The organism is Chitinivorax sp. PXF-14 (genome assembly GCF_040812015.1).
In the GTDB taxonomy this organism is placed as follows: Bacteria; Pseudomonadota; Gammaproteobacteria; order Burkholderiales; family SCOH01; genus JBFNXJ01.
Genome location: NZ_JBFNXJ010000016.1, coordinates 19,684 through 43,358, shown reverse-complemented (window position 1 = coordinate 43,358; position 23,675 = coordinate 19,684). Strand labels below are relative to the sequence as shown.

27 protein-coding genes are annotated in these 23,675 nt (G+C 65.0%); 16 read left to right on the top strand and 11 right to left on the bottom strand.

Annotated elements, in window-relative coordinates; translation table 11 throughout:
- Positions 1 to 15: 15 nt before the first annotated feature.
- The 4 genes from ABWL39_RS17280 to ABWL39_RS17265 all read left to right on the top strand — a co-directional run bounded on the left by ABWL39_RS17280 (position 16) and on the right by ABWL39_RS17265 (position 2,861).
- On the top strand, positions 16 to 780 hold the full coding sequence (locus tag ABWL39_RS17280) for a hypothetical protein (RefSeq protein ID WP_367794172.1): 765 nt from the start codon (positions 16 to 18) through the stop codon (positions 778 to 780).
- Complete coding sequence (gene miaA / locus ABWL39_RS17275; RefSeq protein ID WP_367794169.1) at positions 777 to 1,715, top strand: tRNA (adenosine(37)-N6)-dimethylallyltransferase MiaA; 939 nt, start codon at positions 777 to 779, stop codon at positions 1,713 to 1,715. Before ABWL39_RS17280 ends, miaA begins: the two co-directional genes overlap by 4 nt.
- Before the next feature lie 94 nt (positions 1,716 to 1,809).
- Complete coding sequence (locus ABWL39_RS17270) at positions 1,810 to 2,664, top strand: SPFH domain-containing protein (protein WP_367794166.1); 855 nt, start codon at positions 1,810 to 1,812, stop codon at positions 2,662 to 2,664.
- Positions 2,664 to 2,861 (top strand): Arc family DNA binding domain-containing protein, encoded by a 198-nt coding sequence (locus tag ABWL39_RS17265; RefSeq protein ID WP_367794164.1) that lies wholly within the window; start codon positions 2,664 to 2,666, stop codon positions 2,859 to 2,861. The genes ABWL39_RS17270 and ABWL39_RS17265 overlap by 1 nt, the downstream gene beginning before the upstream one ends.
- Here ABWL39_RS17265 and ABWL39_RS17260 read toward each other — a convergent pair.
- From ABWL39_RS17260 to ABWL39_RS17240, 5 genes are read right to left on the bottom strand one after another with little or no spacing between them, the layout of a single operon-like run.
- Entirely contained in the window at positions 2,858 to 3,178 is a 321-nt protein-coding gene (locus ABWL39_RS17260) for an AzlD domain-containing protein (RefSeq protein WP_367794161.1), read from the bottom strand. The two genes, ABWL39_RS17265 and ABWL39_RS17260, sit on opposite strands and share 4 nt — an antisense overlap.
- The gene (locus ABWL39_RS17255) at positions 3,175 to 3,867 is read right to left on the bottom strand and encodes an AzlC family ABC transporter permease (RefSeq protein ID WP_367794158.1); all 693 of its coding nucleotides are present in this window, start codon (positions 3,865 to 3,867) and stop codon (positions 3,175 to 3,177) included. Before ABWL39_RS17255 ends, ABWL39_RS17260 begins: the two co-directional genes overlap by 4 nt.
- Before the next feature lie 55 nt (positions 3,868 to 3,922).
- Complete coding sequence (locus tag ABWL39_RS17250) at positions 3,923 to 4,627, bottom strand: aspartate/glutamate racemase family protein (RefSeq protein ID WP_367794155.1); 705 nt, start codon at positions 4,625 to 4,627, stop codon at positions 3,923 to 3,925.
- A 59-nt stretch (positions 4,628 to 4,686) separates the two neighbouring features.
- The gene (locus ABWL39_RS17245) at positions 4,687 to 4,884 is read right to left on the bottom strand and encodes a hypothetical protein (RefSeq protein WP_367794152.1); all 198 of its coding nucleotides are present in this window, start codon (positions 4,882 to 4,884) and stop codon (positions 4,687 to 4,689) included.
- A gap of 38 nt (positions 4,885 to 4,922) precedes the next feature.
- Complete coding sequence (locus ABWL39_RS17240) at positions 4,923 to 5,396, bottom strand: SRPBCC family protein (protein ID WP_367794149.1); 474 nt, start codon at positions 5,394 to 5,396, stop codon at positions 4,923 to 4,925.
- Positions 5,397 to 5,625: 229 nt separating this feature from the next.
- Between ABWL39_RS17240 and ABWL39_RS17235 the strand changes: the two genes are divergently transcribed.
- Complete coding sequence (locus tag ABWL39_RS17235) at positions 5,626 to 6,546, top strand: alpha/beta fold hydrolase (RefSeq protein WP_367794146.1); 921 nt, start codon at positions 5,626 to 5,628, stop codon at positions 6,544 to 6,546.
- 40 nt (positions 6,547 to 6,586) lie between these two features.
- Here ABWL39_RS17235 and xseA read toward each other — a convergent pair whose 3' ends face one another.
- Positions 6,587 to 7,933, bottom strand: coding sequence for an exodeoxyribonuclease VII large subunit (xseA, locus tag ABWL39_RS17230; RefSeq protein ID WP_367794336.1), 1,347 nt, complete (start codon positions 7,931 to 7,933; stop codon positions 6,587 to 6,589).
- A 366-nt stretch (positions 7,934 to 8,299) separates the two neighbouring features.
- Here xseA and ABWL39_RS17225 point away from each other — a divergent pair, with 366 nt between their 5' ends.
- The 8 genes from ABWL39_RS17225 to ABWL39_RS17190 all read left to right on the top strand — a co-directional run bounded on the left by ABWL39_RS17225 (position 8,300) and on the right by ABWL39_RS17190 (position 14,504).
- Complete coding sequence (locus ABWL39_RS17225) at positions 8,300 to 8,908, top strand: MotA/TolQ/ExbB proton channel family protein (protein WP_367794143.1); 609 nt, start codon at positions 8,300 to 8,302, stop codon at positions 8,906 to 8,908.
- Between the two features lie 12 nt (positions 8,909 to 8,920).
- Complete coding sequence (locus ABWL39_RS17220) at positions 8,921 to 9,340, top strand: ExbD/TolR family protein (protein ID WP_367794140.1); 420 nt, start codon at positions 8,921 to 8,923, stop codon at positions 9,338 to 9,340.
- An 82-nt stretch (positions 9,341 to 9,422) separates the two neighbouring features.
- Positions 9,423 to 10,433 carry a tetraacyldisaccharide 4'-kinase gene (lpxK, locus tag ABWL39_RS17215; protein WP_367794137.1) on the top strand — a complete coding sequence of 337 codons (1,011 nt, stop codon included), beginning with the start codon at positions 9,423 to 9,425 and terminating at the stop codon, positions 10,431 to 10,433.
- Entirely contained in the window at positions 10,414 to 10,593 is a 180-nt protein-coding gene (locus tag ABWL39_RS17210) for a Trm112 family protein (protein ID WP_367794134.1), read from the top strand. The genes lpxK and ABWL39_RS17210 overlap by 20 nt, the downstream gene beginning before the upstream one ends.
- A 16-nt stretch (positions 10,594 to 10,609) precedes the next feature.
- Positions 10,610 to 11,383: a 3-deoxy-manno-octulosonate cytidylyltransferase gene (gene kdsB, locus ABWL39_RS17205; RefSeq protein ID WP_367794131.1), complete on the top strand. Its 774-nt coding sequence runs from the start codon at positions 10,610 to 10,612 to the stop codon at positions 11,381 to 11,383.
- Between the two features lie 99 nt (positions 11,384 to 11,482).
- The gene (gene adk, locus ABWL39_RS17200; RefSeq protein WP_367794128.1) at positions 11,483 to 12,139 is read left to right on the top strand and encodes an adenylate kinase; all 657 of its coding nucleotides are present in this window, start codon (positions 11,483 to 11,485) and stop codon (positions 12,137 to 12,139) included.
- A 118-nt stretch (positions 12,140 to 12,257) separates the two neighbouring features.
- Positions 12,258 to 13,487: a 6-phosphofructokinase gene (locus ABWL39_RS17195; protein ID WP_367794125.1), complete on the top strand. Its 1,230-nt coding sequence runs from the start codon at positions 12,258 to 12,260 to the stop codon at positions 13,485 to 13,487.
- Between the two features lie 36 nt (positions 13,488 to 13,523).
- Complete coding sequence (locus tag ABWL39_RS17190; protein WP_367794123.1) at positions 13,524 to 14,504, top strand: serine/threonine protein kinase; 981 nt, start codon at positions 13,524 to 13,526, stop codon at positions 14,502 to 14,504.
- Between the two features lie 7 nt (positions 14,505 to 14,511).
- Here the strand turns inward: ABWL39_RS17190 and ABWL39_RS17185 are convergent, their stop codons facing one another.
- Positions 14,512 to 15,408 (bottom strand): DMT family transporter, encoded by an 897-nt coding sequence (locus tag ABWL39_RS17185; RefSeq protein ID WP_367794120.1) that lies wholly within the window; start codon positions 15,406 to 15,408, stop codon positions 14,512 to 14,514.
- A gap of 279 nt (positions 15,409 to 15,687) precedes the next feature.
- Between ABWL39_RS17185 and ABWL39_RS17180 the strand changes: the two genes are divergently transcribed.
- Positions 15,688 to 17,013: a 3-oxoacyl-ACP reductase gene (locus ABWL39_RS17180; RefSeq protein ID WP_367794117.1), complete on the top strand. Its 1,326-nt coding sequence runs from the start codon at positions 15,688 to 15,690 to the stop codon at positions 17,011 to 17,013.
- Between the two features lie 73 nt (positions 17,014 to 17,086).
- Positions 17,087 to 18,142: a trans-acting enoyl reductase family protein gene (locus ABWL39_RS17175; protein WP_367794114.1), complete on the top strand. Its 1,056-nt coding sequence runs from the start codon at positions 17,087 to 17,089 to the stop codon at positions 18,140 to 18,142.
- Between the two features lie 12 nt (positions 18,143 to 18,154).
- On the opposite strand, the gene ABWL39_RS17170 is transcribed toward ABWL39_RS17175, so the two are convergent.
- The 4 genes from ABWL39_RS17170 to ABWL39_RS17155 all read right to left on the bottom strand — a co-directional run bounded on the left by ABWL39_RS17170 (position 18,155) and on the right by ABWL39_RS17155 (position 21,919).
- Complete coding sequence (locus ABWL39_RS17170) at positions 18,155 to 18,781, bottom strand: YceI family protein (RefSeq protein ID WP_367794111.1); 627 nt, start codon at positions 18,779 to 18,781, stop codon at positions 18,155 to 18,157.
- Complete coding sequence (locus ABWL39_RS17165; RefSeq protein WP_367794108.1) at positions 18,745 to 19,092, bottom strand: RidA family protein; 348 nt, start codon at positions 19,090 to 19,092, stop codon at positions 18,745 to 18,747. The genes ABWL39_RS17170 and ABWL39_RS17165 overlap by 37 nt, the downstream gene beginning before the upstream one ends.
- Before the next feature lie 193 nt (positions 19,093 to 19,285).
- Positions 19,286 to 20,467, bottom strand: coding sequence for a fatty acid desaturase (locus ABWL39_RS17160; protein WP_367794106.1), 1,182 nt, complete (start codon positions 20,465 to 20,467; stop codon positions 19,286 to 19,288).
- 162 nt (positions 20,468 to 20,629) lie between these two features.
- Positions 20,630 to 21,919, bottom strand: a complete 1,290-nt coding sequence (locus ABWL39_RS17155) for a mechanosensitive ion channel family protein (RefSeq protein ID WP_367794103.1) — start codon at positions 21,917 to 21,919, stop codon at positions 20,630 to 20,632.
- Positions 21,920 to 22,120: 201 nt separating this feature from the next.
- Here ABWL39_RS17155 and ABWL39_RS17150 point away from each other — a divergent pair, with 201 nt between their 5' ends.
- The gene (locus tag ABWL39_RS17150) at positions 22,121 to 23,614 is read left to right on the top strand and encodes a YdgA family protein (RefSeq protein ID WP_367794100.1); all 1,494 of its coding nucleotides are present in this window, start codon (positions 22,121 to 22,123) and stop codon (positions 23,612 to 23,614) included.
- Positions 23,615 to 23,675 lie beyond the last annotated feature (61 nt).

Here is a 23,675-nt window from a genome sequence, read left to right as displayed (position 1 = left end):
GAGTAGAAACGCATCATGGAAGTCCTCGTCATCAAATTCTTCGGCGCCCCGCTGTTCATCGGGCTCGCCAGCCTCGCCGGCAAGCGCTGGGGACAAGCCGTGGCCGGCCTGCTCGGCGGGCTGCCGCTGGTCGCCGGCCCGATCGTCGCGGCGCTGTGGCTGCAGCACGGCGCGAGCTTTGCCGCCGCCTCGGCGCGCGCGATCCCGGCCGGCCTGTGGGCGATCACGGCCCACCTGCTGCTGATGGCCTGGGTCAGCGCGCGGCGCGGCTGGCTCGCGAGCCTGCTGGCCGGCTGGCTGGGCTTTCTCGCGGTCGGCATCGCGTTCAGCGAATCGGGCCTGATCGGCCAGGCCTGGCTCGGTATCGGCGCGATCGTAGTACTGATTGCCGGCACGCTGGCGATACCCAAGCCATCGGCCACGCCGCGCGGCGCCCATCTGCCCAAGCTGGAGCTCGCGGCGCGCATGGCGGCGGCGCTGCTGCTGGTGATCGGGCTCACTGCCGTCGCCACGCGCATCGGCTCGTCGCTGACCGGCGTACTGACGGTGTTCCCGGTGGCCAGCTCGGTCATGCCGGCGTTCACGCTCGCCAACGCGGGCCGCGACGCGCTGCTGGTGCAGCTCAAGGGCTTCGGCGCCGGCATGACCGGGCTCGGCGCCTTTTCCATGCTGCTCGCCAGCCTGCTCGAACCCCTCGGCGGCTGGGCCTTCCTGCCTGCCATCGCGCTCTCGGTTGCGGTGGCGATGTCCATTAGCCAGTTGTTGCGACGCCTGACATGACACACCCTCCCGCCATCTTTCTCATGGGCCCCACCGCGAGCGGCAAGACCGGCGCGGCGGTCGAACTCGTGCAAACCCTGCCGCTGGAACTGATCAGCGTCGACTCGGCGCTGGTGTTCCGCGACATGGACATCGGCAGCGCCAAGCCCGACGCGGCCACGCTCGAACGCGCACCGCACCACCTGATCGACGTCATCGACCCAACCGATAGCTACTCGGCAGCGCAATTTCGCGGCGACGCGCTGGCGCTGATGGCCGAGATCACCGCGCGCGGCAAGGTGCCGCTGCTGGTCGGCGGCACCATGCTGTACTTCAAGGCGCTGCAGGAGGGGTTGTCCGAACTGCCGCAGGCCGACCCCGCCGTGCGCGCCGAGCTCGATGCCGAGGCCGCCGTGCGCGGCTGGCCGGCGATGCACGCCGAGCTGGCCAAGGTCGATGCCGAGACCGCGGCGCGGCTGCAGCCCGGCGACAGCCAGCGCATCCAGCGCGCGCTCGAGATCCACCGCCTGAGCGGCGAGCCGATGTCGGCGCTGCTTGCGCGCCAGACCAGCACACCGCTGCCCTACCGGCTGCTGAAACTCGCGCTGGTGCCGTCCGAGCGCGCGGTGCTGCATCAGCGCATCGAGCAGCGCTTCGACCAGATGCTGGAACAGGGTTTTCTCGACGAGATGCAGCGACTGCGCGCCCATTACCCGGCGCTGCACGCCGGCCTGCCGTCGATGCGCTGCGTCGGCTACCGCCAGGCCTGGGAATACCTCGAAGGCGAGGTCGATTACGCGACGATGCGCGACAAGGGCATCTTTGCCACGCGCCAGCTCGCCAAGCGGCAGCTGACCTGGCTTCGCGGCATGGGCGACACGGTTGAAATCGACTGCCTGCGCCCCGACCTGGCCGCCGAAGTCCGCCGCCACATCGAGCACTGGCTGGCCGGCTAGCGGTTCCCCGAGCGGGGAGCCTGCGCAGGTCGCACTTGCATTTGCCATTTTTCAGCACTAGAGTGATATCACTCTGATATCAAATGGAGCCATCATGGCAAGTAGCGACAAGGACACCGGCAGCCTTTCTGGCATTGCCGCCCTCGTATTTCTGCTGTTGGCGCAGCTTTGCGCCGCCTATCTGTTGCTGGCCGGCACGCCAATCATCGGCATTGCGCTGGCGGTGCTCTCGCTGCTCGTTGTCGCGCCGGGCCTGTACATGCTGCAGCCCAACGAATCGGCCGTGCTGACGCTGTTCGGCAAGTATGTCGGCACGGTGACGGCCGAAGGCCTGCGCTGGAGCAGCCCGTTCTATAGCAAGCGCAAGGTCTCGCTGCGCCGGCGCAATTTCGCCAGCCAGACGCTCAAGGTCAACGACAAGCGCGGCAACCCGATCGAGATCGGCGCCGTGATCGTGTGGCGGGTGGAGGACAGCGCGAAGGCGGTCTTCGAGGTCGACGACTATGCGAACTACATCGCAATTCAGGCCGAATCGGCTATCCGCCACCTGGCGCGCGAGTACGTCTACGATAACCCCGAGGACAGCGACGCCTCGCTGTCCGGCAGCCCGGAGGAAATCCAGCGCTGCCTCGTGGCGGAGATCCAGAAACATGTCGAACAGGCCGGCATCGCGATCGATGACGCGCGCCTGTCCCATCTTGCCTATGCCCCCGAGATCGCTGGCGTGATGCTGCGCCGCCAGCAGGCTGAGGCCGTGCTGGCCGCGCGGCAGAAGATCGTGCACGGTGCGGTGGACATGGTCGAGTCCGCCTTGAAATCGCTCTCCGAAAAGCAGGTGGTGGAGCTCGACGACGAGCGCAAGGCCGCGATGGTCAGCAATCTGCTCGTGGTGCTGTGTGGCGACAAGGACGCCCAACCCGTCGTCAATACCGGGACGCTGTACAACTGATGAGCAAGGGCGGCAAGAAGGGGTTTGCGTTGCGCGTCGATGCGAGCCTGCTCGACTGGTATGAACGCCTGGCGGAGGCCGAGTTGCGCAGCGTCAACGCGCAGATCGAATACGCGCTGCGCGACTTCATGCGGCAGCGCCTGGGGCAACGCGACGAACTGCCGCCGCCGGCCTTGCCGGACGACGAGCCGGGCTAAGCCACGGCCATCTTCCACACGAAGAATACCGCCATGCCGACGATGGTGGTCAGCAGCAGCTTGCGCGTCAGCGCGCTGACGGTGATGGCAACCACTGCGCCGATCAGGTAGGGGTTGCGCCAGCCGAGCGCCAGGGTATGGCCGTCGGGCATCAGCACGGCCGGGAAAACGATGGCCGACAGCACGGCCGGCGGCACGTAATGCAGCGCGCGTTCCAGCGTCGGCGGAAAGCGCACACTGGCGGCAAAGGCGAACAGCGCGTAACGGATGCCGAAGGTGATCAGCGACATGCCGACGATGGCGAGCCAGTAGTTCATTGGCGCTTCTCCAGCAGCAGGCCGACCGCGACGCCAGCCGCGGCGGCGGCCATCAGGCCGAGCTTGTAGGGCCACGCATGGGCCAGCAGCGCGACCAGGCCGGCCGAGAGCGAGGCGGCCAGCATCGGGCGATTCCTGAGCGAGGGCACGACGATACCGATGAAGGTCACCGACATGGCGAAATCGAGCCCCATCTTCGCCAGCCCCGGGAACAGCTGGCCGATAGTGAGGCCGAGCAGCGTCCAGGCATTCCAGTTCAGATAGAAGGGCAGCGCCGCACCGACGTAGTACCAGTGCGCGTACTCGCGCGAGCCGGCCTCGCTGTAGCGGTGGTTGACCACGGCGAAGGTCTCGTCGGTGAGCCAGAAGCCCATCGGCACCAGCCAGCGCTGCGGCAGGTGCCGCACATGCGGCAACAGCGTGGCGGCATACAGCAGGTGGCGCAGATTGACCACCAGCGTGGTGAGCCACATCACCGCGAGGCCGGTGCCCGAGGCGAACAACGACACGGCGATGAACTGCGCCGAGCCGGCATACATCACCAACGACATCGCCTGCGCCTGCGCGAGCGACAGGCCGGCGCTGCCGGCCAGCGTGCCAAAAATGACGGCGAACGGCGCCGCCGCCACCATCATGGCAAAGGTATCGCGCGCACCGCGCCAGAATTCCTGTTGTCGAGGCTGATTCATGGTGCCGCATTGGAGCACGGGTGCGACACCGCTGTCTGTGCGGGAAACACGCAAGTCAGCGCGGCATGTGCTCGAGCGCGAACTCCACGGCGGCCTCGACATGCAGCTGCGCGGTATCGAACAGCGGCACGGCGCTGTCGTCCTGCGTGATCAGCAGGCCGATCTCGGTGCAGCCCAGGATGATGCCCTGCGCGCCGCGCCGGACGAGCTCCTGCATAATCTCGATGAAATGCCGGCGCGAGGCGCCATCGAAACGACCCTGGCACAGCTCCTGGTAGATCACGTGGTGGATCAGCTCGCGGTCCTCCACCGTCGGCACCAGCACGTCGAGCCCGTGCTGCATGGTCAGCCTGCCGGCGTAGAACTCCTGCTCCATGGTGTACTTGGTGCCGAGCAGGCCGACGCGACGGATGCCGCGCATCTTGACGGCCTGGGCCGTGGCATCCGCGATATGGATCAGCGGCACGGTCAGCACGTGCTCGATCTGGTCGGCGACCTTGTGCATGGTATTGGCCGCGACCAGGATGCAGTCGGCCCCGGCCAGCTCCAGCCGCCGCGCCTCATGCGCGAGTTTGACGCCGATCTGGTGCCAGTGGCCGTCTTCCTGCATCGCGGCGAGCTCCGCGAAATCGAGCGAGGACATCAGCAGCTTGGCCGAGTGCAAGCCGCCCATGCGCTCCTTCACCTTCTGGTTGAGCAGACGATAGTAAAGCTGGCTGGATTCCCAGCTCATGCCGCCGATCACACCGATTGTTCTCATACAGCACATCCTCCTTGTCGTGCCATTTTAGCCTTCCACGCCGCCGCCCTGAAAGCCTGTCACGCGGCCATGAAAAAGGGCTCTTGCGAGCCCTTGTTGCGCCGGCCGTTGAGGGCCGCCATTTCCCGTGCGAGATCGCGCCTCGCCGCCTGTCGTTTCGCACCCGGAGATTTGTCGTGCGCCCCGCCCCGGCAATGGGCGAGCGCCATGGCCGCAACATCGCGTGGCTTGATGGTATTACCGTGTTTTTTCATCATCTACTCCTGAATGGAACCGCCTCGCGGTTCGTTTCTGCTCAATCGCCGAGCTTGCCCGCTTCGGCCAGTTCGCGGATCTTGCGCACCGCATCGACATCGTTGGCACGGTAGGCTGCCTTCAGATAGCCGAGCAGCTTGGCGTCCTCGGTATCGGCGGTATCGTCGTGCGGCGTCTCATAGGCAAAGCGTAGCAGCAGCGTGCCCGCGGCCGGGCTCTCGAGCGTTACGGTCAGCTTGCCGCCACCGTGCAGCTCGGACGGCTCGGTCTCGAAATGCATGCGGCGGGCAGGCTCGAGGTGGATGCGGTCACGCACCAGCAGCTTACCCAGCTGCATCTCGCGCACGATCAGGCTGTCGCCGCGTTCCTCGATGGTGACGCGCTCGACGTTGTCAAGAAACAGCTGCGGCGCCTCGACGCGCATGACCAGGCCCTGCCATATCTGGCTCGGACTCAGGTCAGCCAGCATCGGGTTGTTCGGGTCGTTGATGACGACGATGTGTTCGAATTGCATCTGGTTCACTCCTCGGGCCGCACAGCATATCAGCCCCGGGCAAAGTTCGCGCGGCGGGGGCGGCCAGACGGTGGCCCGGCCGCGCACGGCAATGGTTCCATGGGCAAGCATTGGGTATGGTGCACCGCAGTTACATGGCCACAAAAAATGCCAACGTCAATATTTTCACTTCCGCGCAGAACCGCATCAGGGCTACAATTCAGGCAACCCAACCTGTCGGACAACACCCATGTTGCTACGCATCGTCACGGCATCGCTGATCGCCATGAGCCTGCTCAATACTGAGGGCTGCAGCTCCGAGCAATCGGTACAGGCCGCGCTCGGGCTCGAGCGCACGCTCTCGGGGCTGGAACGCAAGCATACCGAGATCGACGGCCACATCGTCTACTACCTGGAAGGTGGTACCGGCGAGCCGATCGTGATGCTGCACGGCTTTGGCGGCGATGCCGACAACTGGACGCGCTTCTCGCGCTATCTGACCAAGGATTACCACGTCATCGCCCCCGACCTGCCCGGTTTTGGCGATTCGAGCCGCATCACCACGGCGTCCTACAGCATTCCCAGGCAGGTCGAGCGGATTCGCCAGCTGCTCGATCAACAGGGCATCGCCAAGGCCCACCTGGTAGGCAACTCGATGGGCGGCTACATCGCGGCGTGGTTCGCCGCCACCTACCCCGACCGCGTGAAGAGCCTCGCGCTGTTCGACACCGCCGGCATCAACAGCCCGACGCAATCGCCGTTCCTGAAAGCCGTGTCGAGCGGCAAGAACATGCTGATCATCGACGACCCGGAACGTTACGGCGATTTCCTCAAGCTGATCTTCGCCGACCCGCCCTATCTGCCCGACTTCATGAAGCACTACTTCGCGCAGAAGTCCTACGACCACCGCGAGTTCAATCGCAAGATATTCAAGGAGCTGTGGGACCAGCAGCTGCCGCTCGAACCCGAGCTGCCCAAGATCAAGGCCAAGACGCTGATCGTGTGGGGCGACCAGGACAAGGTGCTGGACGTATCCAGCGTGCCGGTGCTGCAGCAGGGCCTGAAGCAGGTACCCACCAAGGTGGTCATCCTGCCGGGCGTCGGCCACCTGCCGATGCTGGAGCAGCCCGGCGCGACGGCGGACCGCTATCGCGCCTTCATCGGCAGCTGAACGCCCTCGCCCTGCACCACCACGCCAGGCGCTCCCCGGCTCAGGGCTCCCGGCTGCCCGCCAGCACCTGCGCGTCGAGCCAGCCCTGGTGCAGCGTCAGCCGCAGCAGCTCGCCCGGCTGGACATCGCCTGCAGCCCGCACCACGCGGCCGTCGATGTCGCGCACTATGCTGTAGCCGCGCTCCAGCACTGCCTGCGGATTCAATTGCTTGAGCTGGACCTGGCACGAGGCCAGCCGCGCCACCTGCTGCTCGTGCAGATGGTGCCAGCCGCGCGCAAGACGCGCCGCCAGCTGCTCGACGCGCAACTGGCCGGCCGCGACAGCAGGCCGGACCATCCGGTAACGGCGTTGCGCATTGGCGAGCCGCAGCTCGGCTCGCGCGAGCAGGCCACCAGCGGCACAGGCCATCCTCAGCTGCAGCGCATCGAGGTCACGCGCCTGTTGTGCCAGGCGCTGGCCCGGGTGCACCAACCGCCGCGACAGGTAATCCACGCGTTGCGCGCGCAGCGCCAGGCCCCGCTCCATGTCGCGTGCCAGGCGCCGCTGCAACTGATCCAGATGGGCGCACAGGGCCTCGCGGTTGGGGCTGACCAGCTCGGCGGCCGCGGTCGGCGTCGGCGCCCGGTGGTCGGCCACAAAATCGGCGATGGTGAAATCGGTTTCATGCCCGACCCCAGCCACCACCGGCATCGCACAGCCGGCGATGGCGCGCGCCACCGCCTCGTCGTTGAACGCCCACAGGTCCTCGATGCCGCCGCCACCACGGCAGACAATCAGCACATCACACTCGCCGCGCCGGCTTGCCGCCTCGATCGCCCGCACGATCTGTGCCGGGGCCTCTACCCCCTGCACCTGGCACGGGTAGAGCACGACGGGAAGGCTGGGCATGCGCCGCTTCAGGGTGGTCAGCACATCGCGCAGCGCCGCGGCAGCCGGTGAGGTGACGATGCCGATGCGCCGCGGGAAACGCGGTAGCGCCCGCTTGAGCCCCGCGTCGAACAGCCCCTCGGCCTGCAGCTTGGCCTTGAGCCGCTCGAATGCCTCGAACAGCGCACCGAGGCCGGCACGGCGCATGAACTCGACGCCGAGCTGAAATTCGCCGCGCGCCTCGTAGAGCCCGGGCACCGCACGCACCTCGACCTGCATGCCCTCCGTCGCGCGGAAGTCGAGCAGGGCTGCCTTGTGCCGGAACATCACGCAGCGCACCTGGGCCTGCGCATCCTTGAGCGAGAAATACCAGTGGCCGGACGCCGCGATGGTCAGGTTGGAGATTTCCCCCCCCACCCAGGCCAGCGGGAGATTCTGTTCGAGCAGTGCCCGAACGCTGCGGTTGAGCTCGGATACGCTGAGCACCCGACTTGCATTATCCAATGAGGCCACGGGGATTCATCCACAACCCGGCGTCCGTGCCGCCTGAGCGCAATCGCTGCCGCAGGCGCAAGCCAACACCGGTAAAGATTTGTTTTACCTAGGATTATTTTAGAATTGACACTCTAAAAACGGACCAGTCTGCCGATATGGCCAGGCCGGGAGCGGTTTTCTCCGTGTCAATCCACAAACTTATCCACATTTCTTACAAGCCTGGCACGATAAACCCACCAAGGTATCCACAGCGCGCCGGCAGGCGGCAAATATTGACAAGTGCATACTTGCCGAAGCCACACCGACCGGCTAAAGTTAGCACCCTTGAAACAAGCGCCTGGCCGCCGTTGCGCCAAGCGTATCAACGAATTCGCGAGGAACGGAGTCACCGTGTTATCCATCATCCAGGCCGCCGGCTGGCCCATCTATCCACTGATTCTGGCATCGATCGCCGCCGTCACCATCATCATCGAGCGCCTGCTGTCGCTGCGCAACGACGTCGTCGCGCCCAAGGGCCTGCTGAACAAGGTGGTGCAGGACTACCGCTCGGGCGGCGTGAGCCAGGAAATGCTCACCAAGCTGGGCCACGGCTCGCAACTGGGCCGCATCTTCGCGGCGGGCCTGCGCAATGTCAACAGCTCGCGCGACGTGATGAAAGAGTCGATCGAAGAAGCTGGCTCGGCCGTAGTGCACGACCTGTCGCGCTTCCTCACCACGCTTGGCACCATCGCGTCGCTGTCGCCGCTGATGGGCCTGCTGGGCACCGTGATCGGCATGATCGAGATCTTCGGTTCGCAAGCGCCTACCGGCAACAACCCGGCCGTGCTCGCTCACGGCATCTCGGTGGCGCTCTACAACACCGCCATGGGCATCGTCGTGGCCGTGCCGTCGATGGGCTTCTACCGCCACTTCAAGGGCAAGATCGATTCGCTGACCGTGGATATGGAACAGCAGGCGATCAAGCTCGTCGAAGTCGTCCATGGCGAACGCAAGATCTAAGCGGAGCCAGCCATGAATTTCCGCAAAGGCAAGCTGCACGAAGAGCCGGAGATCAATTTCATTCCGCTGATCGACGTGCTGCTGGTGATCCTGATCTTCCTGATGGTCACCACCACCTACTCGCGCTACGCCGAAATGCAGATCAACCTGCCGCAGGCCGATGCCGAGAAGCCCGCAGACAAGCCTGCCGAGCTCGACGTCGCGGTGGATGCGAACGGTCGCTACATGATCAACAACGCCCTGATTGCCTTCCAGAGCCCGGAAGCCTTCAGCGTCGAGATGAAGAAAGCCGCCGGCGCCCAGAAGGACCCGGTCATCATCATCAACGCCGATGCCAAGGCCACTCACCAGTCGGTGGTCAATGTCATGGAGGCCGCGCGCTTCGCCGGTTTCGCCCGCATCACTTTCGCGACGCAATCCACCGGCCAGTAAGCAAGGCCCGGTCGCGCAGGACAAGCCGCCCCTCGTGGGCGGTTTTGTTTTATGCTTCGGGCTTTCCCCCTCCACCCGCCCCATGTCTGCCATCGAACGGCTCTGGTACCGTACTTCCGCGCTCACTCTGCCATTGCTGCCGCTGACGCTGCTGTTCGGCGCCGTCGCCAGCATACGCCGTGGCCTGTTCCAGGCCGGCTGGAAACAGTCGGTGAAACTGCCGGTGCCGGTCGTGGTGGTCGGCAACATCACGGTCGGCGGCGCGGGCAAGACCCCCCTCACGATCGCGTTGGTGGCGGGCTTGCGCCAGCTCGGTTATCGGCCAGGCATCATCAGCCGCGGCTATGGTGGCCAGATTCGCGGTATCGCCGCGGTAACGCCAGCCTCGGCGCCAGCCGACGTCGGCGACGAGCCGGTGCTGATGGCCCAGCGCACCGGCTGCCCGGTGTTCGTCGGCCGCGACCGGGCGGCCGCAGGCCGGGCGCTGCTGGCCGAGCACCCGAGCTGCAACATCCTGGTCTGCGATGACGGGCTGCAGCACTATCGCCTGCAGCGCGACATCGAGCTGTGCGTGGTCGATACGGCGCGCGCTTTCGGCAACGGCCTGCTGCTGCCTGCCGGCCCGCTGCGCGAGCCGTACCGGCGCCTGCGCCGGGTGTCGGCCGTCGTGCTGAACGGGCAGGCAGAGGTCGCCACGCCGGCCTCCACCCCCCGTTTTCGCATGCGCCTGCAGGGTGAGCGCTTCACCAACCTCGCCGATCCGGCACTCTGCGCCAGCGCCAGCCATTTCCAGAGCATGCGTGTGGTGGCGGTGGCCGGCATCGGCAATCCACAACGCTTTTTTGACCATCTCAAACGGCTCGGCATCGAGGCGGAATGCCATGCATTTCCCGATCACCACGCCTATGCGCCGTCGGACCTGGCCTTCCCCGACGCCGACGCTATCTTGTTGACGGAAAAAGACGCGGTTAAATGTTGCGGCGCAAAAGATGCTAGAATCTGGGCCTTACCGGTGTCGGCAGAAGTGGAGCCAGACCTGGCCCAGTTCGTCGCCGATACACTGAGGAAGATGCATGGACCCCAAGCTGCTTGAAATTCTCGTCTGCCCGATCTGCAAGGGCCCGCTCGTGTACAAAAAGGCGGAATCCGAACTCGTCTGCAAGGCCGATCGCCTTGCCTTCCCGCTCAAGGACGGCATCCCCGTGATGCTGGAAGAAGAAGCGCGCCAGCTGCCTGCAGAAGAAGAAGTGTAAGCAGGGCGGCATCTCCATGACCGAATTCATCGTCGTCACCCCGGCGCGACATGCCTCCACGCGCCTGCCCGGCAAGCCGCTGCTCGATATCGGCGGCAAGCCGATGATCGTGCGCGTGGCCGAGCGTGCCAGGCTGTCGGCCGCGCGCGCCGTGTATGTCGCCACCGACCACGCTGGCATCGCCGACGCGGTGCGTGGCTGTGGCTTCGAGCCGGTGATGACCTCGCCCGACCACGCCTCCGGTACCGACCGGCTGGCCGAGGTAGCCGACAAGCTGGCACTGCCCGACGACACCATCGTCGTCAACGTGCAGGGTGACGAGCCGCTGATCGACCCGGCGCTGATCGACGCCGTGGCACGCCAGCTCGCCGAGCATCCCGAGGCCCCCATGGCCACCGCCTGCCATGCCATCGACGAGGCGGAACACCTATTCAACCCCAATGTGGTCAAAGTCGTGCTTGACCACGCTGGCCGCGCGCTGTACTTCAGCCGCGCCCCTATCCCGTATGCACGGGATGCCTTCGCCCAAAACCGCGAAGCCCTGCCGGCCGGCCTACCGGTCTTCCGGCACATCGGCATCTATGCCTATCGCGCCCATTTCCTGCGTACCTACCGCTCGCTCGCGCCCTGCGCCATCGAGCAGTATGAGGCGCTGGAGCAATTGCGCGTGATGTGGCATGGCCACCCGATCAGCGTCCATATCGCCGCCTCAGCCCCAGCACCGGGCGTGGATACGGCAGAAGACCTGGAACGGGTCCGCGCCCTCGTGGCCGGGATGCACGATCAGTAAAACCATAGCCAGATCCGCCGGCTCGCCGGCTGGCAAGGCCATAACGCTACAGGTTAAAGAGAATGGGACGGCAACGTCCCGTAACAACAGGGAAAACACATGAAACTGATCCTTTTGGGCGCACCGGGCGCGGGCAAGGGCACGCAAGCCAAGTTCATCTGCGACAAGTTCGGCATTCCGCAAATCTCCACCGGCGACATGCTGCGCGCGGCCGTCAAGGCCGGCACCCCGCTTGGCCTGGAAGCCAAGAAGATCATGGATGCCGGCGGCCTGGTGCGTGACGACATCATCATCGGCCTGGTCAAGGAACGCATCCAGCAGGCCGACTGTGCCAATGGCTTCCTGTTCGACGGCTTCCCGCGCACCATCCCGCAGGCCGACGCGATGCGCGAAGCCGGCGTGGCGCTGGATTTCGTGGTCGAGATCGACGTACCCGACAGCGCCATCATCGAGCGCATGAGCGGCCGTCGCGTGCACCCGGCATCGGGCCGCACCTACCACGTCAAGTTCAATCCGCCCAAGGTGGAAGGCAAGGACGACGACAGCGGCGAAGACCTGGTTCAGCGTGACGACGACCAGGAAGAAACCGTGAAGAAGCGTCTGGCCGTGTACCACGAGCAGACCGAAGTACTGGTCGGCTACTACTCGAAGATCGCCGACAGCGGTGCGGCCGACGCACCGAAGTACGTCAAGGTCGCCGGCGTGGGCTCGGTCGACGCGATTCGCGACGCGGTGTTCCAGGCACTCGGCGCCTGATCGGGCACCGACGCAGCACGCAAACGCCTCCCCCCTGGGTGAGGCGTTTTTCTTTGCCCGCTTGCCAGCGGCCCACGCCACGGTTACAACTGTTGCATCAGCCAAGAGAGGATGCGACATGAGCGCAGTGAATGCCATCTACGCCCAGGCCGGCGGTGTCACCAGCGTCATCAATGCCTCTGCCGTCGGGTTGATACGCGCATGGCGCAAGCTGCAGCAGCCGGGCAAGCTGTTCGCCGCGCACGATGGCGTGCTCGGCGCGCTCGATGACATGCTGTTCGACACCGGCGCCTTCACCAGCGACGACCTCGCGCGTCTGGCCTGCACGCCGGGCGGTGCGTTCGGTGCCTGCCGTCACGTGCTGAACGACGCAGACCTGGCCCGCCTGCTGGATGTGTTCCGCACCCACGACATCGGCTACTTCTTTTACAACGGCGGCGGCGGCTCCGCCCATGCCTGCCTCGACATCGCGCGGGCGGCGCGGGCGGCCGGCTATCCGCTGATCACGGCCCACATTCCCAAGACCATCGACAACGATCTGCCGCATACCGACTGCTGCCCCGGCTTCGGCTCGACCGCGAAATACCTGGCGACGGCCATCCAGGAAGCCAGCCTCGATCTGGCCTCGATGTCGCGCAGTTCGAGCAAGGTGTTCATCCTCGAAACCATGGGCCGCTATGCCGGCTGGCTGACCGCCGCATGTGGCCTGGCCTCGCGGGCACCGGAAGAAGGCCCCCACCTGCTGCTGTGCCCCGAGATCGCGTTCGATGAGGTCCGCTTCCTGGCCAAGGTGCAAGCGACGGTGGACACCATCGGCTACTGTTCGATCGCCGTCGCCGAGGGTCTGGCCGACGCCGACGGCCAGCCGATACACGCGATCGGCGAGCGCGATGCGGCCGGCGACCGCCAACTGGGCGGCATCGCCCCGCTGCTGGCACGACTTTTGACCAGTCGGCTGGGCTACAAATGCCACTGGGCGGTGGCTGACTACCTGCAGCGCGCCGCGCGCCATCTTGCCTCGGCCACCGATTGCGCCCAGGCCGAGGCCGTCGGCCGCGCGGCGATCGAACTTGCCCTGGCGGGCCAGCGCGACTTCATGCCAGCCATCCGCCGTCTGGCCGATGCGCCTTACCGCTGGGACATCGTCCCGGTGCCGCTCGCGCAGGTCATCACCGGCGACCGGCTGCTGCCGCGCGAGTTTCTCGACGAAGAAGGCTTTCACCTCAGCGTCGCCGGCCGCCGCCAGCTGCAGCCGCTGATCGAGGGCGAGGCCTATCCACCCTTCCGCGACGGCCTGCCCGATTATTTTCAACCTCAATTCGGCTGGCACGCCAAAGCGCGGCGATAAGCCCCGTTGTTGCGCTGGGGCGCGTAGAATGCCGCCATGGAAACCGCTCACCCCTATGATGCCCTGACGCCGGACACACTACTCGACGCGGTCGATGCCACCGGCTTTCGTTGCGACGGCCGCCTGCTGGCGCTGAACAGTTATGAGAACCGCGTCTACCAGGTCGGCCAGGAAGAAGGCCCGCCGCTGATCGCCAAGTTTTACCGGCCTGGGCGCTGGTCCGACGAGGCCATCCACGAAGAGCACGCGTTCACGCTCAAGCTGGCCGAAAACGAAATCCCCGTGGTGGCACCACTCGTGCACGAAGGCAGGACCCTGTTCGTCCACCAGGGCTTTCGTTTCTCGCTAAGCCCCCGCCGGGCGGGGCGCGCGCCCGAGCTTGAAGACGAAGGCACGCTCGAATGGCTGGGCCGCTTCATGGGCCGCATCCATGCGATCGGCCGTGTGATGCCGTTCCAGCATCGACCAGCCATCGATGTCGCGAGTTTTGGTGCGGAATCGGTCACCTATCTGCTCGAACACGACTTCCTGCCGCCCGAATTGCGCCTGCCCTACCAGACGCTGGCCGAACAGCTGCTGGCAAGGCTTGCGCAACGCTGGGCGGATGCCGGCGCCATCACGGCGCTGCGCCTGCATGGCGACTGCCACCCAGGCAACATCCTGTGGACGCCCGACGGCCCGCATTTCGTCGATTTCGACGATGCCCGCATGGGGCCGGCCATTCAGGACCTGTGGATGCTGATCAGTGGCGAACGCTCGGTCCAGCAGCGCCAGCTCGGCGTAATACTCGATGGCTACACCCAGTTCAGCGATTTCGACGAGCGCGAGCTCAGTCTGATCGAGCCGCTGCGCACGCTACGTCTGATGCACTACGCAGCCTGGCTCGCGCGGCGCTGGCCAGACCCGGCCTTTCCGGCGGCGTTTCCCTGGTTCAACACGCAACGCTTCTGGCAGGACCACATCCTCGCGCTACGCGAACAGATGGCTGCACTCGACGAGCCGCCCTTGGTGGTGTAACAGCCGATCAGCCGGCCACCTGCTCGCTGCGTGCGCCCAATTGCTGCAAGGCGAGCCCACCGAGAATCAGCCCGAGGCCGACCAGCGTCGACGACAGGATAGGCTCGCCCACGAAGAAGTGGATCAGGAACAGCGACAGCAGCGGCGAAAGAAAGATCAGGTTGGAGATGCGCGCCGCGCTGCGGGTCAGGCGCATCGCGTTGAGCCACAGCACGAAAGTCAGCCCCATCTCGAACACGCCGACATAGGCGGCACCCGCCAAGCCTTGCCAGGCCGGCCAGGCCAGCTCTCCACGCCAGGCGCACCACGCCGCGATCAACGGCAGGCTGAACAGGAAATTGAGCGCGAGCCCGAGCAAGGGTTCGCGCCGATCACGCGTATTCAACAGCCAGTAAGCCGACCATAGCAGGGTGCTGCCGAGTGCGAACGCCACCCCGCCGAGGTTGGAAAATTCGAGCGAAAACGGCCGCCCGTGGGTGGCGATGGTCAGCACGCCCAGATAACAGCAGGCGGCGGCCAGCAGGTCAAAAGCCCTGAGCCGCTGCTTGAGGATGGGCACGGATAGCAGGGCCATGGTGAGCGCCCAGGTGTAGTTGATGGCCTGCGCCTCCTGTGCCGGCAGCCGGCTGTAGGCCTGAAACAGCACCAGATAGTAGATGCAGGGGTTGAGCGCGCCGAATAGCAGCGAGCTGCGCCAATCGCTACGGATACCAGCCAGCAGCTCGGCACCGCGCCCACGCAGCACCAGCCAGCCCACCAGGAACAATGCCGACGTCGCGCTGGCATGCAGCACCAGCTGCGCCGGGGAAAGGTGCGCAAGACTCAGCTTGAACGCGGTGGCCACCGTGGACCAGCAGAGCACGGCCGACAGACCGTACAGATAGGCTTTTCGCTGGGATTGCATAGCGTGCGGGAATCCTTGCGCAATGCCGTCAGCAGCCACGGGCGGGTCTGCTACACTGGCATCCGATGTCGAAAGAAAGCGGTAGCGTCAGGCAGTAGAGCCTGCCAACGCCAGCCGATACTACCCGCGCCTCGCATCGGCGCTCAAGTTGGGGAACTGCCTAAGTGACGATGCACGCGCCGCCACGGGCAATGCCTGCCCGGCCTGGGTGCCCGCAGGTAACGGCACACAACAGGATTGCCGACTGAGCCCCCACAACCGACCCGACACCGAGACCACATGGACCACCTATCGCCCCCCGTAAATCCGCGCTGGCTGCGCATGTTGCGCGCCATCGGACTGCCGCTGCCGATAGCGACCGAGCTATTGCGTGCCGACGGCCCGTTCCGCACGGCCGAGATGGCCGAGCTCCCGCTCCGTGCCATCCTGTGCGGCCCCATGCTGCAGGCAGCCACCGAAGCGCAGCCCGCGCTGTTCGGCGAGCGTGGCACCCCTGAGGGCGGCCCGTTGCGCGAGGCGCTGGTGGTCGATGTGTCGGGCTGGGCCAGCGCCGACAATCTGGCCGATCTCTACGGCCTGCTCTGCCCTCGCCTCTCGACGCTCGGGCCAAACAGCCGCGTGATCTTCGTGACGGCCTATCGCGACGACCCCGATGCCTTTGTAGTCGCCGAAGCGATCACCGGCTTTTGCCGCAGCCTTGCCAAGGAAATCGGCCGCAAGGGTTCGACCGTCAACGTGCTGTCTGCAGCGCCTGGCGCCGCCCCCAGCCTGGCGCCGTGGCTGGCCTTCCTGGCATCGCGGCGCTCGGCCTATGTGTCCGGGCAGGTCATCAACGTGTCGGGCATGTTAGGCGGCGAGCGTGCCCCCACTGAACGATCGCTCGACCGGCAGACGGCGCTCGTCACCGGCGCGGGCCAGGGCATCGGCCTCGCCATTGCCCAGCGCCTGGCCGAAGAGGGCATGCGCGTGATCGGCCTGGATCGGCCCGGTGGCGCCACACTGGGGGCCCGCATGGCGGAGCTCGGCGGGCATGCGATCGAGCTCGACCTGGCAGCGCCAGACGTGGGCAAACAACTGGCCCCGTTGCTGATACCGTTTGCGGACGGTATCGACGTGCTGGTCAACAATGCGGGTGTCACACGCGACCGCACCTTCCGCAACCTGTCGCGGCAGGATTGGCAGACCGTACTGGACGTGAATCTGTATGCGGCCATGCGCGTTACCGAGGCCATGCTTGAGCGGCATCTGGCACCCCATGCGCGCATCGTCATGTTGTCGTCGATTTCCGGCTTGGCGGGCAATGCCGGCCAAACCAACTATGCTACAGCGAAGGCAGGCATCGTCGGCTACGTGCGCGCCATGGCGGGCAAGCTTGCCGAACGTGGCGCGGCCATCAATGCCGTGGCGCCGGGCTTCATCGATACGCCGATGACGGCCCAGATGCCTTTCGCCGTGCGCGAGATCGCCCGCCGCTTCAACGCGCTGGGCCAGGCTGGCCAGCCGCGCGATGTAGCCGAGCTGGTCGCGTTTCTCGTGCGCCCGGAGGCGGTGGGCGTCACCGGTGAAACCATCCGTATCTGTGGCCTGAATGTGATGGGGCGTTAGGCGAAAACGTCGACACCACGGGGCCGGGGCGGCAATCCGGGCGACGACACGAACAACCAGGAGGAAGGGAACGATGCAAGCGTGGATGATCTACGGCGCCAACGGTTACACCGGCAGCCTGATCGCAAAGCAGGCAGTACACCTGGGCATGAAGCCCATACTTGCCGGCCGGCGCGACGGCGCCATCGCCGAGCTTGCCCGCCAGCTTGGCTGCGAGAAACGCATCTTCCCCCTCGACGATGAACAGGCGGTAGACCGGGCACTGGCCGGCATCGGGCTCGTGCTCAACTGCGCCGGCCCGTTCTCGGCCACGAGCCAGGCCATGATCTCGGCCTGCCTCAAGCACCGCGTGCACTACCTCGACATCACCGGCGAGATCGGCGTGTTCGAATACGCCCACAGCAAGCATGCCGCTGCGCAGGCTGCCGGCGTGGTGCTCTGCCCCGGTGTCGGCTTCGATGTCATCCCGACCGACTGCGTGGCCAGCGCATTGAAAGAGGCGCTGCCGGATGCCACCGAGCTGGCGCTGGGCTTCGCCTCGAAGAGCCGCCTCTCGCCAGGCACCGCCAAGACCTCGGTCGAGGGCATGGCGCTCGGCGGCAAGGTGCGCAAGAACGGCCGGGTGACGACTGTGCCGTTTGCCTACAAGACGCGCGAAATCGACTTCGGCGGCGGAGTGTTGATGGCATCGACCATCCCGTGGGGGGATGTCGCCACGGCCTATTACAGTACCGGCGTCCCCAATATCGAGGTGTACATGGCAACACCGCCGCACGCCATCGCGCAGATGCGGCGCCTCAATCTGCTGCGCCCGTTGATGCGCTGGGGCATGGTCCAGCGGCTGCTGAAGACGATGGTCGAGCGGCGGGTGCAGGGCCCGGGTGAAGCGATGCGACGCAACACGCCCACCCACGTCTGGGGGGAGGCCCGCAACGCAGCCGGCCAGGTCAAAGTTGCGCGAGTCCGCACAGCAAACGGTTACCAGCTCACCATCGACGGCTCGCTGACGGTCATCCAACGCATGCTGGCGCAGCCGCCGGCCACGGGTGGCTATTTCACGCCATCGACGCTATGCGGCTGGCAACTGGTCGAGAGCATACCGGGGTCGGGCAAGGTCGAGATCGTTTAAGCCCGCGCACGATCATCGCGCACGGCCTGCGGTCGGCAGGGTTTCCGGGTAGGCCTCGACATCGATGACGAGATCGACTTCATCGGCAATCCAGCTCTCCAGCCCGAGCATGCCGAATTCGCTGCGCTTGAGCCGCGCCGTCGCCTGGGCACCACAGCCTTGCGCCAGGCGCAAGGGGTTGAATGCACACTGGAACCCCCGCACCACCAGCATGACGGGCCGCGTGACGCCAAGCAGCGTCAGTTCGCCATCGATGGCTACCGGTACATCGCCGTCATAAACCATCCTGTCGGCCCGGTAATGCATTTCCGGAAAACGTTCGGCATCGAACAGCGCCGCGCCGAACGTGCCCTGCAGCAAATTCCGGTCACGCGGGGCCAACCCGGTATCGAGCGAGGTCACGTCGATGGTGACATCCAGCCTGCCAGCCTTGGCCTGCCGATCCAGTTCGATCCAGCCGGTGGTCTTGTTGAAGCGCCCGCGCAGCTGCGAGATGCCGAGATGGCCAATGGCAAAACCTGGGTAGGTATGGGCCGGGTCGATCACATAGCGCTCAGGCGCCGCCGACGCGATGCTCGCGGCGCACAGCAGGCCCGCAGCGATCAGACCGCTGCGGTGACGACGATCTCGACTTTCCATGCCGGATTGGCCAGTTTTGCCTGCACCGTGGCGCGGGCCGGTGTGTGGCCCTGGGGTACCCATTCGTCCCAGGTCTGATTCATGGCGTCGTAGTCCGCCAGGTCGGCAAGAAAGATCTGGACCGAGAGGATGCGCGTCTTGTCACTGCCCACACGGGCCAACAGCGTATCGATAAAGCCCAGCACCTGGGCTGTCTGGCCCCGCGCATCGAGCGAGGTATCTTCCGGCACCTGCCCGGCCAGATAGGCCGTGCCGTTGTGTATCGCCATCTCGCACAGCCTTGGGCCGACGTCGATTCTTTGTATGCTCATGCTTCACTCCTGTTCATGATACGAGGCCCCGCTACCACAGGGAAGTTGCACTCGGCGGCCGGGGATGGCAGCGATGCACCCAACGACATGCAGTAGATAGTCTGGCCTCGATACCGATGCGCGGCCATCGCGCCCGACAACAAAAAAGGCCGGGTATGCACCCGGCCCTTGATCATAGCGGATCGTCCGGCGCTCAAGCCATGGCGAACGAGCGCAGGCGCAGCGAAAACTGACGCAGCGGCTCGATGCCCGACGCCTCGGCACGATGGCACCAGTCCTGCAGCTGCTTGAGCAATTGCTCCTTGGAGGACGAGGAACGCTCCCACAGCGCGGTCAGCTCCTGGCGCATGTGGTAGACCGTTTCCAGCACCTTGCTCTGGGCCAGCAGCGCTTGCAGCGTCTGCTTTTCCTGCTCGGGCGTATCCTTGGCATCCTGCTTGAGCCACACACGCATCTGCTTGACCGGGTTTTGCGGCATCTTGACGTTGGCACCGACGCGCTCGATTTCGGCCGCGACAGTCGCCTTCAGTTCCTTGGCGTACTTGGCCGCGATTTCGTAGCGGTTGGCGATGATGGCCTGCAGGCTGTCGGCATCACAAACAGCCTTGGCAGCGCCTTCCTTCACGCTAGGCGCGACGCGGCGTACCTTGGCAAGACCGACGATCTCCATCATGCGGATGTACATCCAGCCAATATCGAACTCCCACCACTTGTTGGACAGCTTGGCGGAAGTGCCGAAGGTGTGATGGTTGTTGTGCAGCTCTTCGCCGCCGATGATGATGCCCCACGGCAGGACGTTGGTCGACGCATCTTCGCATTCGAAGTTGCGGTAACCCCAGTAGTGGCCGATGCCGTTGATGATGCCGGCAGCCGTCACGGGGATCCAGATCATCTGCACGGCCCACATCCAGATGCCGTTCGGCCCGAATAGCGCGAGATCAATGATAGCCATAGTGGTCGGGCCCCAAGCGCTGTACTTGGTATACAGGTTGCGCTCGATCCAGTCGTCAGGCGTGCCATGGCCGTACTTCTCCATGATCGACTTATCCTTGGCGGCTGCGCGATAGAGCTCGGCGCCTTCCCAGAACACTTTCTTGATGCCGTAGATCTGCGGGCTGTGCGGGTCTTCCGCGGTTTCGCAGCGCGCATGGTGCTTGCGATGGATCGATGCCCATTCCTTGGTGATCTGGCCCGTGGTCAGCCACAGCCAGAAACGGAAGAAATGGCTCACGATCGGGTGCAAATCCAGCGCACGGTGAGCTTGATGGCGGTGTAGGAAGATCGTCACCGATGCGATCGTGATATGGGTCAACACCAGGGTGACCACGATATAGCCCCACCAGGGGAGATCGATCAGGCCGTTCAAGAATTCCATGCATATTCCTTCTTCAAATGGCAGGCAAGCTCGCCTACCCGACAACAGTGTAAAACAGCGCAACTTCGTTGCGCATTAGAAAATTCTTATTTTTCTCACGGACTTAATGGCGAAATTATATCTTGTAAAGCCATTCCATCAATGCGGATTTATCCGAATGCGTCATCGCGCATTGACTTGCGTCAACTCCGCCGCGTTAAGCAGCTGTATGTCGCGGCGTGGGTAGGGGATTTCAATCCCCGCCTGTTTGAAGGCATCCCATATCTTGAAATTGATGTTCGATTTGAGTCCTAGCTGGCCGTTCTCCGGGTCTTTGATCCAGAACACCGCCTTCATGTTGACGCCGCTGTCGGCGAAGGTTTCCAGGCAGACGGACGGCCCCGGCTGGGCCAGCACGCGCGGCTCGCCGCGGATCGCATCGAGCATGATCTGCTGCACTTGGCGCAGGTCGCTCTCGTACGCCACCTGGACCACCATATCAACCGCCGTATTGCGATCGGTGTAGGAGCGGTTGACCACCGTCTGCGTGACCAGCGTCTCGTTTGGAATGATCGCTTCTGAGCCGTCGAGCCCTTTGACGACCACATAGCGCGCGGTCAGCCGGGTGATATTGCCGGCCCTGTTGTCGATGACCACGAAGTCACCCGGGCGGATCGAGCGATCGAGCAAGATCACGAAGCCGCTCACGTAGTTGCTCGCGATCTTCTGCAACCCCAGGCCGAGGCCGACGCCAAACGCGCCGCTGAACACCGACAGCATGGTGATGTCGATGCCGACCAGCGGCAGCGCCACCATCACGCCGACCACGATCAACAGGGCGCGGATGATCTTGGTGAGCACCACGCGCATATTGAGATCGAGGTCGCTCGCCTGCATCACGCGCTGCTCGATGAAGCTGCCGAGCCACATCGCCGACAGCAGCGTCAGCGAGAACCACAGGATGCTGGAAAGAATGATCAGCAGCGATACACGGTGGCGCCCCACACTGAAGCCCAGGTCATCCAGTGCCGACAGCACCTCCGGCAGCCAGCCCATGATGTGCAGTGCCAGCGCGGCCCACACCACGATGCCAATATAGCGCTCGAAGCGCGCGACCAGGCGCCCCTGCGGAAAGATATAGCGCAGCATGTAGACGGCCACGCGGATCGCCGCCATCGACAGCAGCAGCGGCACCGCGACCTTGAGTATCTTGACGCTGAAAAAATGGGACAGCACGCTACGGCCGAGCAGGACGAACATCAGGGCCGTGATCGGGAACAGGGCGCGGTTGATACCGGCAGCTCCGACCTCCCAGCCCGGCTGGTCGGAGCGGAACCAGCCGCGTATCGCCCGGCTCAATACCCAGGCCAGGCCCAGGCTGGCAACGATCACGCCGATCTGCCACAGCACCGCCACGTGCTGCAGGTCGTCGATCGCATCGGCTATCAGGTTGTGGATTTGGTCGTTTTCCATCGTCAATCAGTGCATCGTGTGTGGGACAGCTTGCATGTTAGCACTCGCCAGCCCGCGCCCCGCCGGCAGAGGCAAACCGTTCGCCCGGGGGCGCGGCCTCTCTGATAACATATTCGCTGCGGAAATTTCGGCCCGCCGCCTCGCGCTTTGCGCTGGCAGGGCTCAACCCATCAAGAACGCAACGTTCGCAGGAAGTTCAGCTTGGCGCTTAATCGTAGGGTAGCAATCGGCCTCGGGGCCGGCTTGGTCGGCGTGGCACTGGTGTATTCCGGCGCCGCCTGGTGGGCGGGCATTTCAGCGGAGCGTGCGCTGAAAGAACAGGAGCAGCAACTCTCCAAGCTGCCCTATTTCAAGATCAAGGCGGCGGCCTACCATCGCGGCTGGTTCTCGGCCGAGCAGGAGGTCACACTGGAGCTCTCGGATAGCCTGACCTGGCCTTACCAGCTCTATCTCAAATACGCCGACAAGCCCTATCAGCCGATCACGCTCAGCTATCGCCAGCACGTCAGGCACGGCCCCTTCCCGCTGCTGGCCCAGTTCGATCCGCGCCCCTACAAGGCCGTGGTGACGACCGAGCTGCTGCTGTCGGACGACATGAAGACCAAGCTCAAACCCTTCTTCGGCAACCAGCCGCCGGTGTCGTTCGAGAACCGGGTCGGCTTCAACAACGACGGCGAAATCGCGGTGCGCGTGCCAAGCGTCAACTACGAAGAGGCGATCAGCGGCATCAAGATCGGCTGGAAGGGCTTGAACGCCACCTTCGCCTACAACGGTGGCTACGACCGCTTCCGCATCGACGGCCAGATGCCCGGCCTGGCGCTCGATGCCGCGGGCAAGGCAACCGTCAACCTCCAGGCATTGCGCTTTGGCGGCGCGACGACGCGCGGCGTGGCCGGCCTGCTGCTCGGCGACAGCCATGCCTCGCTGCAGTCGGTTGCCGTCGACATCAAGGAATCGACACCGTTCGCCGCCACGCTCGAAAACATCAGCTACCGCACCGTCAGCTCGGCGCAGGGTGATTTCATCAACGCCGACGGCCAGCTCAATTTCGGCGCCTTACTGCTCGACGGCAAGCGCTACGGCCCGGCAGCGCTCGAAGGCGCAGCGCGGCACCTGCATGCGCCGACGCTGGCCAAGCTCGACGCCTCGATCACCCAGCTGCAGCGCGAGGCGCTGACCGACGACCAGGCCGCAGGCAAAGCCATGGCGCTACTGAAGGACAACGGCCTGCCGCTGCTGCGCAACGACCCGGAACTCCAGCTCAAGTCACTCAGCATCAAGCTGCCGGAGGGTGAGGTCAAGGCCAAGGGCGACATCAAGCTGACAGGCTTTGTCGATCAGGACCTGGAACAGCCGGTGCAGTTGCTGAACAAGATCTCGGCGCACGCCGATCTGCGCCTGCCCAAACCGGTGGTCGAGGCCTATGTGCGCCTGCTCGTGCGCAATGTACTGATCAGCCGCTCGGGCCGCGACATGACGCCGGAGCAGGTAGCCGAGATGGACAACCTGGCGCGCCAACTGGTGCAGGGCCAGGTCGCCAACCTGATCGAGCAGAAGCTGATCCGCGACGAAGGCCAGACCCTGGTCATCACCGCGGCTTGGGCCAAGGGCCGGCTCGACATCAACGGCCAGGATGTGCCGCTCCCGTGGCAGGCGCCCCAGCCGCTCCCTGCGGCACAAGCCACGACTCACTGAGTTCGACTGGAAGCCGCCGGCCGGCTGACTCGCCACCACCAACATGCCCGCCACGATGAAT

Bases quoted from the DNA above. Each gene is read 5' to 3' on its own strand.
- adk (WP_367794128.1), top strand. From the start codon at position 11,483: ATGAAACTGATCCTTTTGGGCGCACCGGGCGCGGGCAAGGGCACGCAA.
- ABWL39_RS17280 (WP_367794172.1), top strand. From the start codon at position 16: ATGGAAGTCCTCGTCATCAAATTCTTCGGCGCCCCGCTGTTCATCGGG.
- ABWL39_RS17245 (WP_367794152.1), bottom strand. From the start codon at position 4,884: ATGATGAAAAAACACGGTAATACCATCAAGCCACGCGATGTTGCGGCC.
- ABWL39_RS17155 (WP_367794103.1), bottom strand. From the start codon at position 21,919: ATGGAAAACGACCAAATCCACAACCTGATAGCCGATGCGATCGACGAC.
- ABWL39_RS17250 (WP_367794155.1), bottom strand. From the start codon at position 4,627: ATGAGAACAATCGGTGTGATCGGCGGCATGAGCTGGGAATCCAGCCAG.
- ABWL39_RS17175 (WP_367794114.1), top strand. From the start codon at position 17,087: ATGCAAGCGTGGATGATCTACGGCGCCAACGGTTACACCGGCAGCCTG.
- ABWL39_RS17270 (WP_367794166.1), top strand. From the start codon at position 1,810: ATGGCAAGTAGCGACAAGGACACCGGCAGCCTTTCTGGCATTGCCGCC.
- ABWL39_RS17260 (WP_367794161.1), bottom strand. From the start codon at position 3,178: ATGAACTACTGGCTCGCCATCGTCGGCATGTCGCTGATCACCTTCGGC.
- ABWL39_RS17185 (WP_367794120.1), bottom strand. From the start codon at position 15,408: ATGCAATCCCAGCGAAAAGCCTATCTGTACGGTCTGTCGGCCGTGCTC.
- miaA (WP_367794169.1), top strand. From the start codon at position 777: ATGACACACCCTCCCGCCATCTTTCTCATGGGCCCCACCGCGAGCGGC.
- ABWL39_RS17255 (WP_367794158.1), bottom strand. From the start codon at position 3,867: ATGAATCAGCCTCGACAACAGGAATTCTGGCGCGGTGCGCGCGATACC.
- ABWL39_RS17235 (WP_367794146.1), top strand. From the start codon at position 5,626: ATGTTGCTACGCATCGTCACGGCATCGCTGATCGCCATGAGCCTGCTC.
- ABWL39_RS17240 (WP_367794149.1), bottom strand. From the start codon at position 5,396: ATGCAATTCGAACACATCGTCGTCATCAACGACCCGAACAACCCGATG.
- ABWL39_RS17160 (WP_367794106.1), bottom strand. From the start codon at position 20,467: ATGGAATTCTTGAACGGCCTGATCGATCTCCCCTGGTGGGGCTATATC.
- ABWL39_RS17220 (WP_367794140.1), top strand. From the start codon at position 8,921: ATGAATTTCCGCAAAGGCAAGCTGCACGAAGAGCCGGAGATCAATTTC.
- ABWL39_RS17180 (WP_367794117.1), top strand. From the start codon at position 15,688: ATGGACCACCTATCGCCCCCCGTAAATCCGCGCTGGCTGCGCATGTTG.
- kdsB (WP_367794131.1), top strand. From the start codon at position 10,610: ATGACCGAATTCATCGTCGTCACCCCGGCGCGACATGCCTCCACGCGC.
- ABWL39_RS17190 (WP_367794123.1), top strand. From the start codon at position 13,524: ATGGAAACCGCTCACCCCTATGATGCCCTGACGCCGGACACACTACTC.
- ABWL39_RS17210 (WP_367794134.1), top strand. From the start codon at position 10,414: ATGGACCCCAAGCTGCTTGAAATTCTCGTCTGCCCGATCTGCAAGGGC.
- ABWL39_RS17265 (WP_367794164.1), top strand. From the start codon at position 2,664: ATGAGCAAGGGCGGCAAGAAGGGGTTTGCGTTGCGCGTCGATGCGAGC.
- lpxK (WP_367794137.1), top strand. From the start codon at position 9,423: ATGTCTGCCATCGAACGGCTCTGGTACCGTACTTCCGCGCTCACTCTG.
- ABWL39_RS17170 (WP_367794111.1), bottom strand. From the start codon at position 18,781: ATGGAAAGTCGAGATCGTCGTCACCGCAGCGGTCTGATCGCTGCGGGC.
- ABWL39_RS17165 (WP_367794108.1), bottom strand. From the start codon at position 19,092: ATGAGCATACAAAGAATCGACGTCGGCCCAAGGCTGTGCGAGATGGCG.
- ABWL39_RS17195 (WP_367794125.1), top strand. From the start codon at position 12,258: ATGAGCGCAGTGAATGCCATCTACGCCCAGGCCGGCGGTGTCACCAGC.